Raw genomic sequence first — 22,685 nt, forward strand, 5'->3', positions numbered from 1 at the left:
CTTCTGGTTTCATAGCTCATTAAAGGTAAACGTTACCAATAGCAACTAAGATACCACTGACAGCGCATGCTTTCATAAATAGATATACAAAAAAAGACAAAGCAAAGGGTTTTTTCGCAGTTAACATATTGAAAAGTGACATATTCATTTACATAACTTGCAAATATTCACAAATCATTTGAAATAAAGATGACTCTAAAACTCATGCGTCATAAAAACGCTGAACGAGTAAACTTTATCGCGTTGCGAAATACTGTTTAGAAGCTACAAAAGTTGCAATGTTATATCTAAAAATAAAGGGACAGGATTAAAAAGGTACCGGTCTAAAACACCCATATGCAAGCAGTGGTTTATTCATTACATAGTTTTTGTTCGCCAGCGCTTCAATGCTGTTGAAAACGTCGCTATATATAGTAGAAATATAGACTGAATGATAAAAAAGAAAGAGATTGAATATTAAAATGGACGCATTGAAATTTAAGCCAAAATGACGGCTCACATTAAAATATGATCTATATTCAGGTTCTTCCTGTTCTTTGTAGATTTTTAAAAATTGTGGATATCAATGTACTGTCTTTCTTTTAATAAGAATCTGTTTAATTCTAGAACTGTGTTTGCATGACTATATAGTCATTGTATCGGGATTCGATTTTATGCGTTTAGCCATAAAAAAACCTAGCCAAAGCTAGGTTTTGACGAAAAGCGAGATTTATTTGTTAAACATCGCATCATGTGCTTCTGCAAGGGCACTTAGCTCTTCTTTGGTTAAATTTGGGAAGATCTTATCAATTGCAATATGAATAGCTTTAATCACAGCAGAAGAACCGATATCGGCTGCTTTACGTTTAATCATGCCTAAATCGAGTGTTTTATTAAAGTCATTCATAAAATGACGCACTGCAGCTTCAGCAAACTGTTTATACAGTTCACCAAAAGCAGCTTTATTGATATCTACACCCGATTTAATTTCGGCATAACTGTTCTTAAGGTTAGTGACTAGTCCAGCATCTAAGCTCAGACCTACACGATGAGCGCCGGCTGTGTCCTGAAATAAACTTCGTTCTGAAAATTCAATGGATTGTTTCACCACATCATTCGGAGATTTACCCAATAGCTGCTTTAACAATACAGCGACTGTTGATTTGACATAGCCTGCCAGTTTTTCTGCTGTGTCGCGCTTGTCGCTTGCAGGAAACAGATGAACAGGAGCTAATATAGTTGCACCAATGATTTCTTCATTAATCAGCAAAGCTGTTTTATCACGTAAAGGATAAAGGGGTTCACTCGAATTTTTTTTCGCGTGACCAGTTTGAATACTGCTTAGAAGTTCCTCAGAAGGAATAAAACCAAAAAATGGCATCACTAACCTCAATTTTTTTATTGTCGCGCCAATCGAATGGGGCGAGGCATCCATGTTAAATCCGATACACGACAAGGGTTGATATCCAATCCACCACGGCGTGTATAGGCAGCATATACCATCAGCTGACTTGGTTTTAAATGTTGCCAAATATCGGCAAACATTTGCTCCACACATTGTTCGTGGAAACCATTATGCTGACGGTAAGAAATAATATAAGCCAGAATACTACGATAACAAGGCTTAGTACCTTTATACCGTATAAATACCGTTCCCCAATCAGGTTGACCCGTGACTGGACAGTTACTTCTTAATAAATGTGAATAAAGTTGAATTTCAACTTCTTCTTGCGCTGCATCTTCATCTAAAGCGAGTAAAGCTGCATTTGGATGATTTTCTAACTGGGTGGGTTCTAAGTCATCAATACAGATGCCTTGCGGTTTTGAAATTTCAACTTCATCAACATGAAATAGATCAATAGTCACAGCGGCATTGGCTGCAGCAGATAAGTCTTTTTCAACGGTTGCTTTAAACGCTGCCTGAGAATCAAATTTGGTAAAGTTCATACTATTAAAGTAGAGCTTTAAAGATTTGGATTCGATGAGGTTGTCTGAACTTGCAGGCAAAGTTAAACGGCCAATAGCGACTTGAGGCACACCAGAAGCATTTAACCAAGAAATTTCAAAAACATGCCACCAGTCTGTACCTTGGCGGATGCCTTCCACATGGGCATATTGTTCACGTGCAGTGGCACGTGCAATCGGAAACAGAATATCAGGTTGATATTCTGTTGGGTAATTGGTGTCTTTGCCTAAAAGGGATTGTTCTACACTCATTATTCACGCATTCCTGAACCACGAGAAAGTAAATGATACGCCACGCCATAAAGTACAACGCAACATGCAGTAATTACTGTCAGTGAAATGCCGACATTCACATCGCTATGACCTAAAATACCGTAGCGGAATGCATTGACCATATACACGACAGGGTTGATTAAAGAGAGATTTTGCCAAAAAGGACTCAGTGATGAGATGGCATAGAAAACACCGCCTAAATAAGTCAGCGGAGTCAGGACGAAAGTCGGGATAATCGAAATGTCGTCAAAAGATTTTGCATAAACAGCATTAATAAATCCGCCAAGAGAAAACAGCAGCGAAGTAATGAGAACTGTATATATAGTTACGAAGATATTGGTCAGGTGTAATTCTGTAAAAAATAGGCTCATCACAGTGACAATAAAGCCGACTAAAACACCACGGCAAACACCACCGATCACATAACCCCAAAGCACCATGTGTAACGGCACTGGACTCATGATTAATTCTTCGATGCTTTTTTGAAATTTTGCACTAAAGAAACTGGATGACACATTGGCATAGCTGTTGGTAATGACCGCCATCATAATTAAGCCGGGCACGATGAACTGCATATAGCTAAAACCACCCATTTGCCCAATGCGTGAACCGACTAAATTACCGAAAATCACAAAGTACAAACTCATGGTGATCGCCGGTGGGAGAAGAGTTTGCGGCCAAATACGCATGAAACGGCGAATTTCTTTATACACTAAGGTGTAGAGGGCGATACACAGTTGGTTAAAATTCATTGTGCTGCACCTTCAAGATTTTTTTCGACCATACGGACAAACAGTTCTTCTAGTCGGTTAGATTTATTACGCATACTTCGAACCTGAATACCTTGTGATTCCATGAGTTGGAATAAATCATTTAAGGTATGGGCTTTATCCATAGTGACTTCTAAGGTGATAGGATCTACTAAGTTGAAACGGACACCAATAATTTCTATATGGATCGGTTCAATGGGTTCGGCTAAATCGAAAATAAAGGTTTCTTCATTCAACTGACTGAGAAAACCTTTCATGCTGGTGTCTTCTTTAATCACACCACGATCAATAATTGCGATTCGACGGCACAACATTTCAGCTTCTTCTAAATAGTGTGTCGTTAAAATAATAGACGTACCTTTTTCGTTCATTTCTGTGAGGAAATCCCACATCGAACGGCGTAGTTCAATATCAACACCAGCAGTCGGCTCATCTAAAATCAGCAGTTTAGGTTCATGCATCATTGCACGAGCGATCATTAAACGGCGTTTCATACCGCCCGATAGCATGCGTGCTTGGGTGCTACGTTTTTCCCAGAGGCCAAGCTTTTCTAAATATTCCTCTGCACGTTTCTCTGCTATCTTTTTAGAAATACCGTAATAACCAGCTTGAGTCACCAAAATATCAAATGTTTTTTCAAATTGACCAAAGTTAAATTCTTGAGGTACAACGCCCAAACACTGCTTTGCATGCGAGGGATGGGTATCTAAATTGTGCCCAAAAATTTCGACAGTGCCTGAAGTTTTACGGGTTAGTGAACTGATAATACTAATCGTGGTAGATTTTCCTGCACCATTGGGACCTAACAGTGCATAAAATTCACCTTCGGGTACTGTTAAATCAATACCTTTAAGCGCCTGAAACCCATTTTTATAGGTTTTTGACAGCTGCTTTAACGTTAGTGCATCAGTCATAAATAATTCACTCTATAAATAGTGTGAGTATTGTGCGATATCGGGGCAAATAAACCAAGTAAATCGTATGGAATTCTGCATTTTATAAATAGAACGTTGTATAAAGCTTAAGCAGAAAAAAGCCTAACATCTATATAGTTGCTTTACCTTAGAGTTTTTTTTGTTATGATGTGCGCAATCCAAAATAAGCGCTCATAGCTCAACTGGATAGAGTACAGGTCTCCGAAGCCTGTGGCGTGGGTTCGAGTCCCGCTGAGCGCACCATTTTTTAGTTTTTATTCTCCAACTAAATTTTGCAAATCAACTGCTTTTTTTATATTTCTATTCACTTCTATCAATCTCTAAGACTATTATTGCTTTCGCCATCATTGATGTATCTGTTTCCAAAAATATTAAATTTAAAATGTTTCGCTGGTTATTTATTCCAAGTTATACAAAACATTTAAATTGAAAGCTTATTAAGAGTGGCAATATCAAGTTCACTGTATTTATATCTGCATCTAAATGAAAAGAATCTATTGAAAACACGATATTAAAAGTCATGCACCAAAATAGTGGAGCTTGGAAACTTAATAGAACACTTATCGTTTTGTACATCACAAATTCAATAAGTAAATGATTGGTTTAATGTTTTAAGATTTTGAAAAATAAAGAATAATTATAGTTGGCATGATGTGTGCAACATAGTATTCAAACTTGGATACAAGAATGAGCACATCAATGAACCCAATAAAAACTTTAGGCTGGACTTTAGAAGAATGGAAAGCGGGCTACGCGAATAACACAATTCAATTGGAAGACTTATATGCCTTGGTTGAGCAATTTGATTATGCAGATCCAGCATGGATTTCAATTGCTTCTATAGAACAATTAACTGCACAGATTGACGCTTTAAAACAAATCGAAAATGCTGGGGCCTTACCTTTATTTGGTGTGCCTATTGCAGTGAAAGACAATATTGATGTGGTGGGCTTTGCGTCAACGGCTGCGTTTAAATTATTTACGGACATAAAAACTGAAGATGCCTATGTGGTGCAACGCTTAAAACAAGCGGGTGCGATTATTGTAGGCAAAACTAATTTAGATCAATTTGCCACAGGATTGGTCGGTACACGTTCGCCATTTGGTGCAGTACCAAATACTTTTAATCCTGACTATGTAAGCGGTGGTTCAAGCTCCGGTTCAGGCAGTGTGGTGGCGCGCGGTTTAGTCCCGATTGCGCTCGGTACAGATACAGCAGGCTCAGGGCGTATTCCCGCAGCCTTTAATAATATTGTTGGTTTAAAGCCAACCAAAGGCCGCTTTTCAAATACAGGCTTATTGCCTGCCTGTAAGAGCCTCGATTGTATTTCAATTTTTGCTTTAACCGTCGCTGATGCAACTGCTGTGGCAAATGTTATGGAAGGTTTTGATGTAAGCGACAGCTATTCACGTGTGAACCCAGCAACAGCACCTGCAAAATTCAGCGCTCAATTAAAATTAGCCATTCCAAAACAATTAGATTTTTTTGGCGATGCTCAATCGGCGGATGCATTTCAGCAAGCACTGACTGAATTAAAAAACTTAGGCGCAGAACTGACTGAAATTGATTTCAGTGCTTTTAGTCAATTGGCGAGCCAACTTTACCAAGGGGCATGGGTCGCAGAGCGAACTGCTGCAGTTGCAGATTTATTAGAAACATCGGTACAAGACTTTGATCCAACAGTTTTAGAAATTATTCAAAAAGGTCAGCAGTACACTGCGGTTGATGCTTATAACGCCGAATATTTAAAGCAAGAATTGGCTCGAGACATTCAGCAAACCTTAGCGCAATTTGATGTCTTAGTGGTGCCAAGCTCGCCAACCATTCACACACTTGCAGAAATGGCTGAAGCGCCAATTGAAAATAATAGCCACTTCGGCACCTATACCAACTTTACCAATTTAGCTGACCTAAGTGCCATCGCTGTTCCTGCAGGCTTCCGTGCCGATGGCTTGCCTTTTGGAATCACTTTAATCGCACCAGCTTGGCACGATACAGCATTAGCAGACTTTGCAGAAAAATGGCAAAAGCAACTGAAATTACCACTCGGTGCAGTAGCGAAAACATTGCCTGAAACAGCTTCAGTCATTTCTGCACCATCCGCGCAGCATTTTCGAGTTGCAGTTGTAGGCGCACATCTCACAGGTATGCCACTCAATTTCCAACTGACAACACGTCAAGCCGTGCATGTTGAAACCACAACCACTTCTGCCGATTACGCCCTCTATGCACTGCCGGGCACTGTACCGCCGAAACCAGCTTTAGCACGTCAGGAATCGGGTCAAAAAATTATTGTCGAGCTTTGGGATATTCCAAAAGCACGCTTTGGTGAATTTGTCGCTGAAATTCCAACACCGCTCGGTATGGGCAATGTCGAGCTTGCCGATGGACGTTGGGTGAAAGGCTTTATTTGCGAACCCTATGGCCTAAACGGTGCAAAAAATATTAGTGAATTTGGTGGCTGGCGCGCCTATATCCAATCACTGCAAGCAACAACAGCAAAATCAAATTAAAAAATTCGGGGAAATAATCATGTTTAAAACAGTGTTAATTGCAAACCGTGGTGAAATTGCTGTTCGTGCGATTCGTACATTAAAGAAACTCGGTGTTCAGTCGGTTGCCGTGTACTCAGAGACAGACCGTTATGCACAGCATGTGTTAGATGCAGATGTGGCGGTGTCGCTTGAAGGTGTTAAGCCTGCAGAGACTTATTTAAGTATTGAAAAATTGATTCAAGCAGCCAAACAAACTGGCGCTGAAGCAATATTTCCCGGTTATGGTTTTTTGTCAGAGAGTGCCGACTTTGCCCGTGCATGTGAAGAAAATAACATTGCCTTTATGGGGCCAACGGCTGAACAAATTTTAGAGTTTGGTTTGAAGCATCGTGCACGTGAATTGGCTGCGGCAGCCAATGTACCCATGACACCGGGTACAGGTTTATTGGCAAATTTGGATGAAGCACTCGCATCGGCTGCAGAGATTGGTTATCCAATCATGTTGAAAAGCACCGCTGGCGGTGGCGGTATTGGTTTAACCCGCTGTGATGATGAACAATCATTAAAAGATGCGTATGAAAGTGTAAAGCGTCTAGGCGAACAGTTCTTTAAAGATGCGGGTGTTTTCCTCGAACGTTTTGTCGATAAAGCCCGTCACGTAGAAGTACAAATTTTTGGTGATGGTTTAGGTCAAGTCGTTGCTTTTGGGGAGCGTGATTGTTCCTTGCAGCGCCGTAACCAAAAAGTCGTTGAGGAAACACCTGCACCGCACTTACCAGAAGCAACACGTCAAAAATTGCACCGTGCTGCTGTAGAGCTTGGTCAATTGGTGAAATACCGCAGCGCAGGTACGGTTGAGTTTATCTATGATGCTGCCCGTGATGAAGTGTATTTCCTTGAAGTGAATACCCGTTTGCAGGTTGAACACCCAGTCACTGAAATGGTGACGGGCTTAGACTTGATTGAATGCATGCTGAAAGTGGCGGCAGGTGATGCTTTAGATTGGGAAAAACTCAGCAATATTCAGCCCAATGGCGCTGCCATTGAAGTACGAATTTATGCGGAAGATCCAGTGAAAAACTTCCAGCCAAGTCCTGGTGTACTCACGGATGTATATTTCCCTGAAGACATCCGTGTGGATACGTGGGTATCTACAGGCACAGAAATTTCACAATATTTTGACCCGATGATTGCCAAAATTATTGTGCATGCGGCAGACCGAGACAGTGCGATTGCTAAGTTAAAAATAGCCTTGGCGGGAACCCGCTTGAATGGCATCAGCACCAACTTAGACTATGCACATACCGTAGTTTCAGATGCACGCTTTGAAAATATGCAAATCTGGACACGTCTGCTGGATGATTTTAAATATGTGCCAAATGTAATTGAAGTGCTGCAACCGGGCACGCAAAGTTCGATTCAAGACTATCCGGGGCGTGTGGGCTATTGGGATATCGGCGTACCGCCATCAGGCCCGATGGATGATTATGCATTTCAGTTGGCCAATCAAATTGTCGGTAATCCAAAATCGGCAGCAGGTTTTGAGTTTACCTTACAAGGGCCGAGTCTAAAATTTCATGCAGACAACATTGTAGCCCTTGCAGGTGCGCCATGTAGCGCGACTCTAGATGGTGTGAATGTCGATTTTTGGCAACCGATCAGCATCAAAGCAGGGCAAACATTAGTACTTGGACAAGTTGAGTCGGGTTGCCGTACTTATCTTGCAATCCGCAACGGACTAAATGTGCCTGAATATCTAGGCAGCCGCTCAACCTTTGCATTGGGTAATTTTGGTGGTCATGCAGGGCGAGTCCTGCGTGCAGGTGACATGATTAAAATGGTCAATCCAAGCTTGCCTTTAGATGGATTGGAAATTGCAACAGCAGCACCGCAAGCTTTAGCTGCAGAGCGTATTCCAAGCTATGGCAAAGAATGGAAAATTGGTGTGCTGTATGGTCCGCATGGTGCACCAGATTTCTTTAAACCTAAATATATTGAAGAATTTTTTGCTTCAACATGGAATGTACACTTTAACTCAAACCGTTTAGGCATTCGCTTAACAGGCCCGACACCAAGCTGGGCACGTGAAAATGGTGGTGAAGCAGGTTTGCATCCATCCAATGTGCATGACTGTGAATATGCTATTGGGGCGATTAACTTCACTGGTGATTTTCCCGTGATTTTGGCGAAAGATGGCCCAAGCCTCGGTGGCTTTGTTTGCCCAGTGACAATTGCCAAAGCTGAACTTTGGAAAATTGGTCAACTTAAGGCAGATGACAGCATTAGTTTCTATCCGATGAGCGTTGAGCAAGCCAATGCCTTGGAAGTTCAGCAAATTGCCGATATCCAAAGCTTTGCCCAAGCGCCTGAAAAGTCAGCGTTGGCGAATTTTGAGTGTAAGCCTGAAGGGATATTGGCTGTGCGTGAAGCAGATGCACATGCGCCGAAAGCAGTCTACCGTCAGGCAGGTGACAGTTACATCTTGCTTGAATATGGCGAAAACGTTCTCGACCTTGCATTACGCTTACGTGTTTATCGACTGATGCAGCTCATTCGTGAAGCGACCATTGATGGCATTTTAGAGCTTTCACCAGGTGTACGTTCACTGCAAATTAAATATGATGGATTGCGTTTCAGCCAAGCGAATTTAATCCAGTTCTTATTAGGACTCGAAAATGAGATGAGAGATTTGAGCCAAATCAAGATTCCATCCCGTATTATTCACTTGCCGATGGCATTTGAGGACTCGGCCACTTTAGGTGCTGTGGAACGTTATCAAGAAAGTGTCTGTGCCAAAGCGCCTTGGTTGCCAAATAACGTCGATTTCATTCAGCGCATTAATGGCTTAGACAGTCGTGAGCAAGTCAAAGACATTCTTTTTGATGCAAATTACTTAATTTTAGGTTTGGGTGATGTGTATTTAACTGCACCTTGTGCCGTTCCAATTGATCCGCGTCATCGTTTGCTCAGCTCGAAATATAACCCTGCACGTACTTTTACTGCAGAAGGCACAGTGGGTATTGGCGGTATGTACATGTGTATCTATGGCATGGACTCACCAGGCGGTTATCAATTGATTGGCCGTACACTGCCTATTTGGAATAAGTTTAAAAAGAACAAACAGTTTGGCGATCAGCAATGGTTCTTACGCTTCTTTGATCAAATTAAATATTATGAAGTAACCGAAGCTGAACTGGATCAATTCCGTGCTGACTTTGCCAATGGTGTGGCGGAAATCAAAATTGAAGAAACTGAATTTGATTTTGCAGCCTATCAAGCCTTTTTGGAAACAGAGAAGGACAGTATTGCCGAATTTAAAGCACAGCAGCAGCAGGCATTTACAACTGAAGTTGAACGCTGGAAAGATGAGTTTGATGCACCTGCTGAAATGGAAATCCTGCAAGATGATACCGACTATAGCCAGTATGCAGCTTTAAATGCATCGATGACCGGCAACATTTGGAAAATTTTTGTCGAAGCTGGACAGTCTGTGAAGAAAGGTGAGACTGTAGCCATTATTGAAGCGATGAAAATGGAGCTTCCAGTCTATGCCGATGATGATGGTATCGTGAAAGCGATTATCTGCCGTGCAGGACAAACGGTACATAGCGGTGAGCCGCTGGTTTATATGGAATAAACATGACCACAACCACCATTGTTGGGAAAAGCTCAGACAACTTGTCTGAGCTGGTTTTCCAAAAAATAAAAAACGATATCTTTGATTTTCAGCTCAAACCTGGTGCACGTTTTACCGAATCTGAAATTGCAGAATTGTATGAAGTCAGCCGTACACCCGTACGGCAGGCTTTATACCGTTTACAGCAAGATGGTTATGTAAGGGTGCATTTTCGCAGCGGTTGGGAAGTGAAGCCACTCAATTTTAAAGCCTACGAAGAACTGTACGATTTACGGATTTTGCTGGAATGCTATGCCATTGAGCAGCTCTGTAAAATGGAATCAGAGCAGCTCAAACAGGCTTTACAGGACTTAGTAAATGTGTGGTGTATTCCGCCTGAGCAGTTTTTGCATGATTTAAAAACTTTATCGATGCAAGATGAAGCATTTCACTGCCAATTGCTTGAAGCAATCGGTAATAGTGAAATGGCAAAGGTGCATCGAGACGTCAGTGAAAAAATCCGTATTATTCGCCGTTTAGATTTTTCTAAAGATTATCGAATTGAAGCCACTTATGCAGAGCATCAACAGATTTTACAATTGATCCTTGTGCATAATGTGACAGCGGCATTAGAGAAAATGCGCAGCCATATTCAGCAAAGTAAAGAAGAGGTGAAAAAAATTACTTTGGAAATGTTGGCGCGAATGGCATAGAACTATTTGCAAAAGATCTAGCTCACGATAATTCACGGTAGATATGTATTTTACGAGTCAATCTGTGTCGTTAGGGGCGTACTTAGAGCTATAAATAGATGTATTCATTGGTTAATATGATGGAGAAAAATAAAAAAGACCACGAAGGGGAGATTCTTTATTTCAACTTTAGAAAACGCGATTTCATTGGCGACTGAACGCCATTTCGGACAAGTCGATAAAGCGGGTCAAGCTTATATTCAGCATCCACTTCGTGTGATGCAAAATGTGCAACATCCCGATGCTAAAATCGTCGCTGTATTACATGACATTTTAGAAGATACTGCGACAACGACGGATGAGCTTCGTGCTATGGGTTTTCAAGCCCATATTATCGACGCGATACTAGCACTGACTAAAACAGCCGGTGAGAACCGATTTCAAGCTGCGCAGCGTACTGCTAAAAATGCAATTGCGTGTGAAGTAAAACTCAGTGATTTACACGACAATATGGATTTGTCTCGTTTAACTTTGGTCACAGCAAAAGATCGACGTCGTTATCAACAATATGTAAAAGTTAAAAGTAGATTAGAGCGTGCTCGGAGCGTCCATTTACATTTGATCGATTTAAATCTAACAACAGATTATCCGAGATTTCAATTTCAAAGTTCAAAGCAAAATTTTCAATATCTGCTTAATGCGATGTTTGATCTAGAGCATTCATTAGGTGGCGTTCAGATTGGAAGTCCACAGGAGTGGTGGATTTTATTTGAAGATGTCAGTACATATTTTGCATATTGCCAAAGAAAGGGTGCCGTTCCCAAGCAGGCAACATTCTTAGATTTAATTTTAACCACAGATCGGGACTATTTCGGGGGCATCTTTCAAGCTGAACAAGATCGGCAATTATTTGCTTCTATGTTTGGCGTCTTTATGCAAAATCATTTTTATCGCGTGGAAACTGAAGGCTGATTAGATAGATTGCATCAGCAATAGAATAAAATCACCTTTGATTGATGAATCTTATATAGATAATTAGATGCTGAGTGTCATTTAAGAATATCTCGAAATGCTTGATTTCGAGACTTTTAAAGTGATTCCATCCATTGACATCTCCAATGAAACATTTGGCCATGCTTGCTGAACCTTATGCCTCAATCCTACATGGCATCATGGTGGCTGCTGGATTTATTATTCCGTCTTTAGTGTTGATATGGTTATATAAACGCAGTGAACGCCTTAGCCAAGCTGCATAAAAAAAGCCCTCACATTTGAGGGCTTTTTCGTTATTTTACTTCGGGTAAATCAAACCAAATCACTTGAGCATCTTCAAGCGTTTCAATTTGGCTATCTTCTAAGAACGCAATTGCACCACCAGCTTCAACTTTATGTTCAGCAATTTGCACTGAACCTGAAATAACATGAATATAGTTGATATGCTGCGTTGCATGGATCTCTAAAGATTGACCTTTCGTCAAAAATGCAGATTTAACTTCCGCTTGCTGACGAATATGCATAGGTGCATTGTCATTTGGACCGACAATTAAATGCCATTGATTGGGTTGATCACGTGGATCGCATTTAATTTGTTGATAGGTCGGTTCAGCATCACGTTCATTTGGAACGATCCAAATTTGTAGTAAATGTACATCTTCATCACCTTGGTTCATTTCGCTATGGCGCACACCTGTACCTGCGCTCATGAGCTGCCATTCACCCGCAGAAATGCCACCATGGTTGCCCATGCTGTCTTTATGCGTAATGGTGCCTTTTAACACACACGTTAAAATTTCCATGTTGTCATGTGGGTGTTGACCAAAACCTTCATGCGCAGCAATTAAGTCATCATTAATTACACGAAGCGCACTAACGCCCATGTATTTCGGGTCATACCAGTTACCAAAAGAAAAGCTGTGTTTAGACTCAAGCCAGCCCATTTTTACGTGACCACGGTTTTCACTTGGATGTAAAAAAGCATTCATGGCATTCATCCTTATCTTAATTATTGAACATATGCCTATTTTAAGATTGAACTAAATCGGTATATATAGTTTTTTAGCGACAATTCATCCTATTTTTGCAACGCTCAGCCAAGATTGAGTCTTTTGTTATGCATAAAGGGGCAACTATAAAAAAGCCTGCAAGAAGCAGGCTTTTTAAAATATGACTAAAATTATTCTAAGAATTTAACAGTCACACCAGATTTCACTTTCTTACCTAAGTCATTTGCATCCCAGTTGGTCAAACGAATACAACCGTGTGACGCAGTTTTAGAAATAGCAGATGGGTTCGGTGTACCATGAATACCGAATGATTTTTTGCTCAAGCCAATCCAGATATTACCAACAGGACCATTTGGACCAGGTGGTAAAGACAATGGTTTTCTGTTGTTGCCTTGAACAAAGTTAGACGGTGAGTAGCTGTACCAAGGGTTTGGTGCAACACCTGTTACTTTATATGTACCTGTAGGCGATGGTGTATCTGAACTACCAATCGTTGCCGGGAATGAACCGATCATTTGGTTGCGGCTATTAAACAAGTAAAGTTGTTTCGCGCCTTTATGTGCAACGATTAAGTGAATATCTTCAGGAACTTCGTTACGAATATTCGCTACTAAGATTTTTTCACCAACTTTTTTAAATGTCGCTTTTGGATTCAACTTTTTCAAAAAGTCTTCGTCCATGTGGAATTTTTCACCCAACATTTCAGTTACACGTGTGTAGTACAAGCCTTTCATTTTTGCTTGTAATGCATAGTCGTGTGGAATTGATGCTGCATAAGGACCTTTCAAGTCTGCATCAGTCAATGTGTATTCAATGAATGCAGGTTTAGAACCTTGTTTCGCAATCAGTGTATCCCAAGTTTCTTTGGTTAACGTTCCTGTAGGTTTCAACCCATTCATTTGTTGGAATGAAGCGATCGCCTTTAGGGTATTTTTACCACTGGTACCATCAATTGCACCCGGTGAAGCATGTGCATTATTGAGCATGACATGCGCACGTGCATAAACAGGGAATTGACCTTTACCAATGTTGTCATACCACTGTGCATTATTTAGGTCATTTAAACCCCAAGCAACTTTGGCAGCAGGCGAAGTTGATGTTGGAGTTGTAGCAGTCGCTGTAGCAGGTGCAGCACCGATGTCGGCTTTAACATCTTCTGATTGTTGCAAGCTGTCTAAAGTTTGCGATGCTTGGTTCAGATCTTCTTGTTCTTGAGCGCTAATCTGGCTAGTTGCAGCTGAAGCTTCAGTCGCTAACGGATCAATGGGATCCTGAACTGCAACATTAGTCACTTTTTTTGGCGTTAATGGTTGTTCAGCAGTAGATGCGGCAATAGCTGTACCAGCAAATATGCAACTTAGGCTCAGTGCGAGCATGGTGCGAACGAACATGTAATTCAACCTTAAGAATTATTCATTTACTGTGTATTAAAAACTGGCTAAGTATTACAGAAAAAAAGTGGAGATGCAGTAGTTGTTTTGTGTAAATATCATTTTTGGCACTCAACATGATCGGTTTTTAAATGCTTGAGAAGTTATTATATTTACAACCTTTTTGATATGATGATGCGAATATCGAATTAAGTTGGGAAAGTGAATGACGACCTTAAAAAATGATCGTTTCTTGCGTGCCTTATTACGTGAACCGGTAGATGCAACTCCGGTTTGGATGATGCGTCAGGCTGGCCGTTATTTACCAGAGTATCGTGAAACACGTGCCAAAGCAGGTGATTTCCTATCCCTTTGTAAAAATACAGAATTTGCTTGTGAAGTTACTTTACAACCTTTGCGTCGTTATGACTTAGACGCAGCCATTTTATTTTCAGACATTTTGACTGTACCTGATGCGTTGGGTTTAGGATTGTATTTTGAAGCAGGTGAAGGTCCGAAGTTTCATAAAACTGTACGTACCGAACAAGATATACTGAATTTACCTAAGTTTAATGCCAAATCAGACCTAGATTATGTCATGAATGCAGTGACTACGATTCGTTCAGCGTTGGGCGGACAAGTTCCTTTGATTGGTTTCTCAGGCAGTCCTTGGACACTGGCAACCTATATGGTGGAAGGAGGTTCAAGCAAAGATTTTCGTTTTACGAAACAAATGATGTATGCACAACCTGAAGTGCTGCATGCCTTATTAGACCGTTTGGCTGTGGCGGTGACTGAATATCTCAATGCGCAGATTGATGCAGGTGCGCAAGCTGTACAAATCTTTGATAGTTGGGGTGGGGCATTAGCACACCGTGAATATATTGAATTTTCACTAAACTACATGCAAAAAATCGTGGCAGGTTTACAGCGTGAAAAAGATGGACGCAAAGTCCCTGTGATTTTGTTTACCAAAGGTGGTGGTCAATGGTTAGAGCCAATGATTGCAACGGGTGCAGATGCTTTTGGTTTAGATTGGACTACGCCATTAAATGTAGCACGTCAAACAGTCGCAGGCCGTGCAGCTTTGCAAGGTAACTTAGACCCAGCAACATTATATGGTTCGCCTGAAGCAATCGCGAAAGCGACGCGTGATATGTTAGATGACGCATATGCCAATGGTGAAAAAACCGGTTATGTGGCGAACTTAGGTCATGGTATTACCCAGTGGGTAGATCCTGCCAATCCAAAAGCCTTTATTGATACGGTACACGAATATAGCGCCAAGTATTTATAAGGCTTTAGGGAAATTGGTTTAGGATTCAACCGTGGTCAAGATAATAAAATCATGTTTTGAGTTCTCTTATAAGGCAGCTTCGGCTGCCTTATTTGGGGTATTACTGCTGATCGCTTTTGCATTAACTGCAGCAATGGGAAGTCAGGAATATTTTGGCTTTTTCCGTTATGATTATTTATTGTTTTATGCACTGATTATTCAAGTGTGTTTACTCTACCTGAAACTCGAGTCTTGGGCGGAAGCCAAAGTCATAGCACTGTTTCATATCCTTGCAATGGGGATGGAAATATTTCTGACCCATCCACAAATTGCCTCATGGCAATATCCGCAGCCTGCGGTTTTTAAACTGCTGACTGTGCCATTGTTTGCAGGTTTCATGTATTCGGCGGTGGGGAGTTTCTTTGCACGTTCGCTACGTCTATATCAAGTGTCGTTCAGTAACTTACCGCGTTTTTGCAATATGCTGTGCTTAGCCGTTTTGTCATATCTTAATTTTATGACCAAATTTTTTGTGCCAGATATTCGTATGCTTTTGTTTGCTTGGAGTGTGGTGATCTTTTGGAAAACCAAGCTGAGTTTTCAATTACAAAATCATGTGATTCAGTTGCCCATGTTACCAATACTGTTGATTTTGGCATTTTTGATTTGGATCGCAGAAAATATCAGTACTTTCTATCAAATTTGGTTATATCCAAGTCAGGTCGATGCATGGCATATGGTCGGTTGGGGGAAACTCGGTTCTTGGTATTTGTTGCTATTACTCAGTCTAGTTTTAGTACTCAAAATCCTTGGAAAACGTGACGAAAATGGTACTTGGTTGCTCAAAAAATAGTGAAAAAGAACGTATTATTTTTAGCCAAAAGTTTTAGATGAAAATGTTTTGCCTTATCTGAAAGATCAAGTTAATCTACAGGTGTGTAATCAAAATTACACATGTTTTAATAATTAAAAACAATGGAATAAAATTCCCTGGAGAAGTGCTATGTTAAAAAAATTAGCTTTAGTTGCAGTCGTTGCACTAGGTTCTACAGCTGCTTTTGCTGACCGTGACGTAGGTTGTGGTGTTGGTTCTCAAGTTTGGGCTGGTCAATCAGGTAAAATTCCTAAAATTTTAGCTGCGACTACCAACGGTATTTTTACTAACCAGTTACTTGGTATTACCTTTGGTACTTTAGGTTGTAGCGGTACTGGTACAGTGACTGCTCAAGCGGTAACATTTACCAATGAAAATGCTGAATCACTTGCTCGTGATATGGCAGTTGGTCAAGGTGAGAGCCTGAATGTTTTGGCTGAGCTTTTAAACATCCAATCAACAGATAAAGCACGTTTCTTTGCTGTGTCTAAAGCAAATTTTGCTGAAATCTATTCAGCTGAAAACCAGTCTTCTCTACAAGTACTTGCTTCATTACAAAGTGTAATGGCAAAAGACGAAGTACTTAAAGCATACGTTTAATCGATGCTTTCAAAACCCTGTCTCTCGGCAGGGTTTTTTATTATCTAAAATATATAAAAATGGATTTGAATATAACTGAATGAAATCAATTGCTTTATTTTGTACTTTTATGATTCCGAGCATCATATATGCTCAGCAAGTTGTAGATTCTACTCCTTCTAAAACCGTAGAGTTACAGCGATATATTGAACTTGCACAATCAAAAAAACTGTCTGAACACATCAGTTGGCAACGACTTTTATATACAGATCATAAAGGACAAAGTGAAGTTGCTTTTTCAGGTTACTTTCTAGCTGAAAATGGCCGTCAAAGTGCTCAAGCTGAATTAGAGGCAGATGTCGCTGCACTATTTCAAACCGCCGAACCTAATCAAGCCTTTCGTTGTCGTTTCCCTGCGCGTAGTCAGTGGCTGATGCAAGAGTTATCCATCCGTTCAGAGCAGTTACCAGTGGTGAGCTGCCCTGAGTTTGATGAATGGTTTAGAAAAATTAAGCCTTATAAAGCGACATTAATCTACGCCACAGACTTTATGGGTAATCCAAGTTCTATGTTTGGACATACCTTATTGCGTCTCGATCCGAAAGATCAAAAAGAACTAAATTTGGTGTCCTATGCCATTAACTATGCGGCTACTGTTGCTGGAGAAGATAACTGGTCTTATGCATGGAAAGGCTTAACAGGGCAGTATCCTGGCGAATATTCCTTGATGCCGTACTACCGGAAGGTGAAAGAATATGGCGATTTTGAAAGTCGTGATTTGTGGGAATATGAGCTAGCACTAACCGAGCAAGAAACCAGTTATTTGGTTAAACATATTTGGGAAATGCAAAATGTCAGTTTTCCCTATTATTTCGCCAGTGATAACTGTGCATATCGATTATTGGGCCTAATGGATTTGGTTCGCCCCACACTGAATTTAACCCAGAAATTTAAAGTCGCTTCCATTCCCGTTGAGACGATCAAAGCGATCAATGATGAACAACTGATTCAAGCAGCGGTTTATCGTCCTGCATTAGAAACGCAGCTTTTGTCACAAGCGCAGCAACATGGATATCGTTTAGCACGCGAAGCGCATAAACTCGCTGAAATTAAACCTGAGAACATGTCTACAGCACTCTCTCAGTTTAATGAAGTAGAGCAAGCGAAAATATTAGAAATGGCGTATGACCATCTGTATTTATTACTGATTGGGAGAAAGGTGAGTGCGGAAGAAACGCAGCCTAAATTACGTCAAATCTTGGCCTTACGTAGTCAATCTTCGCAACCGAAACAACGGACTGAACCTAAGCAGCCAAGTCTAGACCCAGTCAATGGACATCATGCGCGAAATTTTTCAGCTACAGTAGGCGAAGTTCAAGGTGAAAAATACATCGAACTCGGTCATCGTCAGGCTTATCATGATTTGATCGATCCGCAAGGTGGCTTTCGGATTGGTACGCAGTTGATGTTTTGGGATGGCACGATTCAATATCGTGACGACCAACTCAAACTCAATCATTTTGATTTTTTATCGGTCAACTCCTACAATCCGATCACGCCATTTAAAACACCGCTAACTTGGGGTTTTAATTTTGGCTGGCAGCAAGTGTCTGTAGATGCAGGTCAATTTAGCGAAACGAAACAACATGGCGTTGCTGAATTCAAAGCACAATCTGGATATAGCTGGGCCAATCAGGAACGTACACATTTGTGTTATGTGCAGTCTCAAATGCAGGTGCAGGGCGGTAAGTCTCTAGACGATGGATGGCGAGTGGGCCTTGGGCCGACACTGGGTTGCCAAAATATTTGGTCAGAAAAACTCAACAGTTTGGTTCAGGCAGAGCTTCCGTATTGGGAAGATGTGCATCAGTGGAATCTAAAACTTGATGCTGAATTACAATATATCGTCAACCAACAAAATGCTTTAAGACTAGGCTACGAATATCAGCAACAAGATGATCAAGATTGGAATAAATTGAAATTGAGTTATGTATTTTTCTATTAATTTTTAAAAATAGATAAAATGTGAAATATTAAATAAATTTGTTTTTTTATGTAAGTAAAGCAAGGTATGATTGCTAGCTTTGTAATAGCTGTGGTTTGTGTCACCGAATGAATCAAGAATGTATTACAGGTCTAAGTCAGACTTGGAAAGATATTTGTGATCAATATACTGAAAATGAACATCTTGCAGCTTTGCAATTTATCCAGAAGCATGTTGAGCATTTAGTTACTGTTTTTTATGAACAAATGTCGAGAGAACCAGCGTCAGCTGAATTTTTTAAAGACGATATTATTCAAAAAAGGCTCATCGACACCTTAAGAAAATGGTTATTAGAAACATTTAATGTTGCACTAAATAATGATTTTGAAATTTCGGTTAAAAGGCAGCAAAAAGTTGGAATGGTGCATGCGCGTGTCGGCATTCCGTCATGGTTGATTATGCGTGGTGTACGTGAAATAGAACGTAAAATATTTGAAATTTTAGAGCTAAACCATACGCAAAATATTCTCCATATGTGCAGTTATATTGTACAAATTATCGGATTTAGCACAGAAATTATGTGCAGATCTTATGAGATCAATACGGAAAAAAAACAAGAAACCAAGCATAATTATCGCTTATTTTCAGCGATGCAAGATGTGGCAGTGCATAAAGATAAACAACGTGGTTCATTGCTCAATTGGGAAAATGAATTGATGTTTAAAATCTTTTCGGGAAATGTCAGTTTTTATCATTCCTTACTTTCAAAATCAGAATTTGGATTGTGGTTTATTCATAAAGCGGCATATGCTTTTTCGGGTTCAGATCAGGTTCAATTAATTATTGATCGAATTTATCAAGTAGATGAGCTAACGCAGCAAACCACACAAATAACGGATAAAGATCAACTGCAACATTTGATTCAACAGATTCGAGACTTAAATCGTGAAATTCAGCATTTAGTCGATCAATTATTTCAGGTGGCTGAATATATTGAGTCAGGCAATGATTCTTTGACGCAACTCCTAAACCGTCGTTATCTTAGTACTATTATTTCACGTGAAATTACTTTTGCACGTCAAAATGAAACGCCTTTGTCTTTGCTAGCCTTTGACGCGGATTACTTTAAAATGATCAATGATAAGTTTGGTCATGCGGCAGGTGATCTTGCACTGAAATTTATTGCCGAAGCTTTGCAGCGTTACAGCCAAGGTAGCGATTATGCATTCCGTATTGGTGGCGAAGAGTTCTTGTTACTCTTGGTGGACACCAATGTAAACCGTGCGATGAAAGTTGCAGAAAATATTCGCCAATATATTGAAAACGGAGTGATCCGAACAGTACAAGGTCAGCAATTTAGTTTAACCGTTAGCGTTGGTTGTGTGCAGTATAATGGTCATCCTGACTATCAACGTTTACTAGATGCTGCCGATATAGCACTCTATGCTGCCAAGAATACTGGTCGTAACCGTATTTACGTTGCTAAAACTGATCAGCAAACAAGATCATCTTCATCCTAAATGGATATTCACTTAATTTTGCTTTGTAGAAAATCTAAAAATTTTGCTTTTTGCTCTACATACTTGGGATGAACTTTAGCTTCATCCCATTTTTGTTTAAATACTCGTGCAGCAGCAGCTTTGACGGGATCCTCTTTTTGTCTTGGAAGCTCTTCACGTCCATGTGCACCACTTAATCCTTTTTTATCATTAGGGACTGGACCCTCATATTTTTTACCACCTTTATGGTTGGCATAGCGACGTGCACGTGTGAAACCCATCTGCAAAAATTTACGTGCCATATCTGCACCGACAAAATCTTCAGCGTCTAAATACTCTTCAAAAAGTTGCCAAATTTTGGTGCTGCTTTCGATGGCTTTTTCTTCATTAGCAAATCGCCAATAAGGCAAAATTTCAGATTTATAAGGCTCTACGAGTAATACACCTTGTTCACCACGTCCAATTCTATAAAGTTCAGGGTGTTCGCGAAAATTTATCTTTTTAAAATCTAAACTGTAATCAAAACTATTGGAATGAACGCGTGATACACGCTTAGGTGTGGGGATGGATTTATTATTCATATTCACTCCATTACAACCTTACTCTATTTCAAGCTTAAGCTAAAAAAGTAGCCCCAGTTGGGGCTACTTTTTATTTTGTCTTTTTGCTGGTGGATTTGGCTTTGGTCGTCTTGGTTCTTTCTCCCTTAGACTTGCTTGCCTTAGCATCCGTTTTCTTTGCTGTTGAAGATTTTTTTGTTGCTTTCTTCTCAGCTTTTGGCTTTTCATCTTTAACTTTAGTGCTTGTTTTTGATGTGCTGGCTTTTTTAGGGGCCTCTTTTTTGTCAGCTTTAGATTTCGGCGAACTTTTAGTTGATGCAGATTTTTTAGCTTTCACTTTTTCATCTTTAGTTGCAGCTTCTTTTTTAGAAGTGCTGTCCTTAGATTTTTTTTCAGCAGTTTTCTTTGTTGCTTTGTTTGAATCTTTACTCGATGCTTTAGCTGATTTTTTTACTTTATCCTCATTTTTTTTTGCAGTTTTTGCTGTCTTATTCTCATCTTTTTCAGTTGTCTTTTTTGCGGCTACCATAGTGATCACCCTTAGTTAGTAAAAAAAAGAAAATAGCAATGAATCTAAAAGATTCATCTTGTTTTCAATGTACGGACTAATCTTGAATATGGGGGGTGAAATCGTGTTATGAAATGTTTAATTTATGAACAGAAATACATTAAGTAATTGATATTAATTTTATGCTGTAGTTTTGAGTTACAAGTCTTACAGCACGGTTACAAACAATATTTTTAAAAGATATTTTTTCAAAATAAATATTTTGGGCGATTAAACTTCTACAACCACATAGTATTTTTTGACGGCTTCGACAACTTCAAACTTGCCCTGAAACGATGGGGGAATAATGCCCGCTTGGCCAGCGGAAACCTCGATATATCCGCCTTGTTGATCATGAATACGTACTAATCCTTCAAGGATAGTAAAAAACTCTTGTTTGTTCGGTGCAAAGACAATATTCCATGCGCCAACTTCACATTGCCAAATCCCGCAGTCCATATTGGGGTGTACATACAGGCTTGCAGTTTCACGTTTAGGATTGCCCTGAACCAAACGATCTGGGCGAGGGAAGTCTATGCTGTGTTTGGCTTGCGCTAAACCCTGACCGGCAATATATACATCTGACATGATTCATCCTGAAAATAGTGCTTTGCTATCAAAGCAAACGATTTGCGACATTAAAACACAAATAAAAAAAGCCTCAAGAGCTCGAGGCTTTTTTTTATGAGTGCTAACGCTGAATGTTCTATTAATAGCTTTCTGGAACTGCACTTAAAAATTCACGACGTTCTTCTTTATTGGTTTTAAAGTCACCGACAAAAGAAACGGTACGTGTTGTAGACTCTTGTTTACCTACACCACGCATCATCATGCACATGTGAGCTGAATCAATCACCACAGCAACACCACGCGCACCAGTCACTTCAGCCACTGCTTCAGCAATCTGCTGAGTAAGGTTTTCCTGAATTTGTAAGCGACGGGCAAACATTTCTGTAATACGTGCGAATTTTGATAAACCTAAAACATTGCCTTCTGGGAGATAAGCAATATGTACACGGCCATAAAAAGGCAATAAATGGTGCTCACACAATGAATAGAATTCAATATTCTTAACTAAGACCATTTCACGGTTATCGGATGGGAAAACCGCATTGTTGGTCACTTCTTCAAGTGTCTGGCTATAACCAGAAGTAAGATATGAAAAAGCTTTAGCAGCACGCATAGGCGTATCTTTAAGACCCGGGCGATTCAGATCTTCACCAACGGCAGTTAGGATATTTGCGTAGGATTGCTGCATAGACATAAG

19 protein-coding genes, 1 tRNA gene and 1 pseudogene are annotated in these 22,685 nt (G+C 40.1%); 11 read left to right on the forward strand and 10 right to left on the reverse strand.

Annotated features, from left to right (window positions below):
• Positions 1–709: 709 nt before the first annotated feature.
• The 4 genes from FTV50_RS02330 to FTV50_RS02345 are packed head-to-tail and all read right to left on the reverse strand — an operon-like array spanning position 710 to position 3,901.
• Positions 710–1,360, reverse strand: a complete 651-nt coding sequence (locus FTV50_RS02330) for a hypothetical protein (RefSeq protein WP_180023367.1) — start codon at positions 1,358–1,360, stop codon at positions 710–712.
• Positions 1,361–1,377: 17 nt separating this feature from the next.
• Positions 1,378–2,196 (reverse strand): NADPH-dependent 7-cyano-7-deazaguanine reductase QueF, encoded by an 819-nt coding sequence (queF, locus tag FTV50_RS02335; RefSeq protein WP_078191985.1) that lies wholly within the window; start codon positions 2,194–2,196, stop codon positions 1,378–1,380.
• Positions 2,196–2,969, reverse strand: coding sequence for an ABC transporter permease (locus FTV50_RS02340; RefSeq protein ID WP_180023368.1), 774 nt, complete (start codon positions 2,967–2,969; stop codon positions 2,196–2,198). Before FTV50_RS02340 ends, queF begins: the two co-directional genes overlap by 1 nt.
• The gene (locus tag FTV50_RS02345; protein WP_180003219.1) at positions 2,966–3,901 is read right to left on the reverse strand and encodes an ABC transporter ATP-binding protein; all 936 of its coding nucleotides are present in this window, start codon (positions 3,899–3,901) and stop codon (positions 2,966–2,968) included. The genes FTV50_RS02340 and FTV50_RS02345 overlap by 4 nt, the downstream gene beginning before the upstream one ends.
• Positions 3,902–4,089: 188 nt before the next feature.
• Between FTV50_RS02345 and FTV50_RS02350 the strand changes: the two genes are divergently transcribed.
• From FTV50_RS02350 to FTV50_RS02375, 6 genes and pseudogenes are all read left to right on the forward strand, one after another.
• Positions 4,090–4,165, forward strand: a tRNA-Arg gene (locus tag FTV50_RS02350).
• A gap of 456 nt (positions 4,166–4,621) precedes the next feature.
• Positions 4,622–6,436 carry an allophanate hydrolase gene (gene atzF / locus FTV50_RS02355; RefSeq protein WP_180023563.1) on the forward strand — a complete coding sequence of 605 codons (1,815 nt, stop codon included), beginning with the start codon at positions 4,622–4,624 and terminating at the stop codon, positions 6,434–6,436.
• 19 nt (positions 6,437–6,455) lie between these two features.
• Entirely contained in the window at positions 6,456–10,055 is a 3,600-nt protein-coding gene (gene uca, locus FTV50_RS02360) for an urea carboxylase (protein WP_180023369.1), read from the forward strand.
• 2 nt (positions 10,056–10,057) lie between these two features.
• Positions 10,058–10,747: a GntR family transcriptional regulator gene (locus FTV50_RS02365; protein ID WP_180023370.1), complete on the forward strand. Its 690-nt coding sequence runs from the start codon at positions 10,058–10,060 to the stop codon at positions 10,745–10,747.
• 159 nt (positions 10,748–10,906) lie between these two features.
• Positions 10,907–11,317, forward strand: a pseudogene (locus FTV50_RS02370) (guanosine-3',5'-bis(diphosphate) 3'-pyrophosphohydrolase); the annotation flags it as partial.
• 527 nt (positions 11,318–11,844) lie between these two features.
• Positions 11,845–11,982, forward strand: coding sequence for a hypothetical protein (locus FTV50_RS02375; RefSeq protein WP_180023371.1), 138 nt, complete (start codon positions 11,845–11,847; stop codon positions 11,980–11,982).
• Between the two features lie 30 nt (positions 11,983–12,012).
• On the opposite strand, the gene FTV50_RS02380 is transcribed toward FTV50_RS02375, so the two are convergent.
• Entirely contained in the window at positions 12,013–12,708 is a 696-nt protein-coding gene (locus FTV50_RS02380; RefSeq protein ID WP_180023372.1) for a pirin-like bicupin family protein, read from the reverse strand.
• Positions 12,709–12,899: 191 nt separating this feature from the next.
• Positions 12,900–14,120, reverse strand: coding sequence for a L,D-transpeptidase (locus tag FTV50_RS02385; RefSeq protein ID WP_180023373.1), 1,221 nt, complete (start codon positions 14,118–14,120; stop codon positions 12,900–12,902).
• Between the two features lie 205 nt (positions 14,121–14,325).
• Here FTV50_RS02385 and hemE point away from each other — a divergent pair, with 205 nt between their 5' ends.
• The 5 genes from hemE to FTV50_RS02410 all read left to right on the forward strand — a co-directional run bounded on the left by hemE (position 14,326) and on the right by FTV50_RS02410 (position 20,332).
• The gene (gene hemE / locus FTV50_RS02390; protein WP_180023374.1) at positions 14,326–15,396 is read left to right on the forward strand and encodes a uroporphyrinogen decarboxylase; all 1,071 of its coding nucleotides are present in this window, start codon (positions 14,326–14,328) and stop codon (positions 15,394–15,396) included.
• 40 nt (positions 15,397–15,436) lie between these two features.
• On the forward strand, positions 15,437–16,228 hold the full coding sequence (locus tag FTV50_RS02395) for a DUF817 family protein (RefSeq protein ID WP_373683669.1): 792 nt from the start codon (positions 15,437–15,439) through the stop codon (positions 16,226–16,228).
• Between the two features lie 150 nt (positions 16,229–16,378).
• Positions 16,379–16,849: a DUF3015 family protein gene (locus FTV50_RS02400; protein ID WP_078190276.1), complete on the forward strand. Its 471-nt coding sequence runs from the start codon at positions 16,379–16,381 to the stop codon at positions 16,847–16,849.
• 79 nt (positions 16,850–16,928) lie between these two features.
• The gene (locus FTV50_RS02405; protein WP_180023376.1) at positions 16,929–18,833 is read left to right on the forward strand and encodes a DUF4105 domain-containing protein; all 1,905 of its coding nucleotides are present in this window, start codon (positions 16,929–16,931) and stop codon (positions 18,831–18,833) included.
• Positions 18,834–18,940: 107 nt separating this feature from the next.
• Complete coding sequence (locus tag FTV50_RS02410) at positions 18,941–20,332, forward strand: diguanylate cyclase (protein ID WP_180023377.1); 1,392 nt, start codon at positions 18,941–18,943, stop codon at positions 20,330–20,332.
• 8 nt (positions 20,333–20,340) lie between these two features.
• On the opposite strand, the gene FTV50_RS02415 is transcribed toward FTV50_RS02410, so the two are convergent.
• The 4 genes from FTV50_RS02415 to folE all read right to left on the reverse strand — a co-directional run bounded on the left by FTV50_RS02415 (position 20,341) and on the right by folE (position 22,676).
• Positions 20,341–20,892: a DUF4385 domain-containing protein gene (locus FTV50_RS02415; protein ID WP_180023378.1), complete on the reverse strand. Its 552-nt coding sequence runs from the start codon at positions 20,890–20,892 to the stop codon at positions 20,341–20,343.
• A gap of 70 nt (positions 20,893–20,962) precedes the next feature.
• Positions 20,963–21,400, reverse strand: coding sequence for a hypothetical protein (locus tag FTV50_RS02420; RefSeq protein ID WP_180023379.1), 438 nt, complete (start codon positions 21,398–21,400; stop codon positions 20,963–20,965).
• A gap of 249 nt (positions 21,401–21,649) precedes the next feature.
• A complete protein-coding gene (locus FTV50_RS02425; RefSeq protein WP_078191972.1) occupies positions 21,650–22,006 on the reverse strand; it encodes a cupin domain-containing protein in 357 nt (118 codons plus the stop codon).
• Positions 22,007–22,127: 121 nt separating this feature from the next.
• Positions 22,128–22,676, reverse strand: coding sequence for a GTP cyclohydrolase I FolE (folE, locus tag FTV50_RS02430; protein ID WP_171262632.1), 549 nt, complete (start codon positions 22,674–22,676; stop codon positions 22,128–22,130).
• Between the last annotated feature and the right edge of the window lie 9 nt (positions 22,677–22,685).

This window comes from Acinetobacter sp. YH1901134 (assembly GCF_013416965.1).
GTDB classification, from domain to species: domain Bacteria; phylum Pseudomonadota; class Gammaproteobacteria; order Pseudomonadales; family Moraxellaceae; genus Acinetobacter; species Acinetobacter amyesii.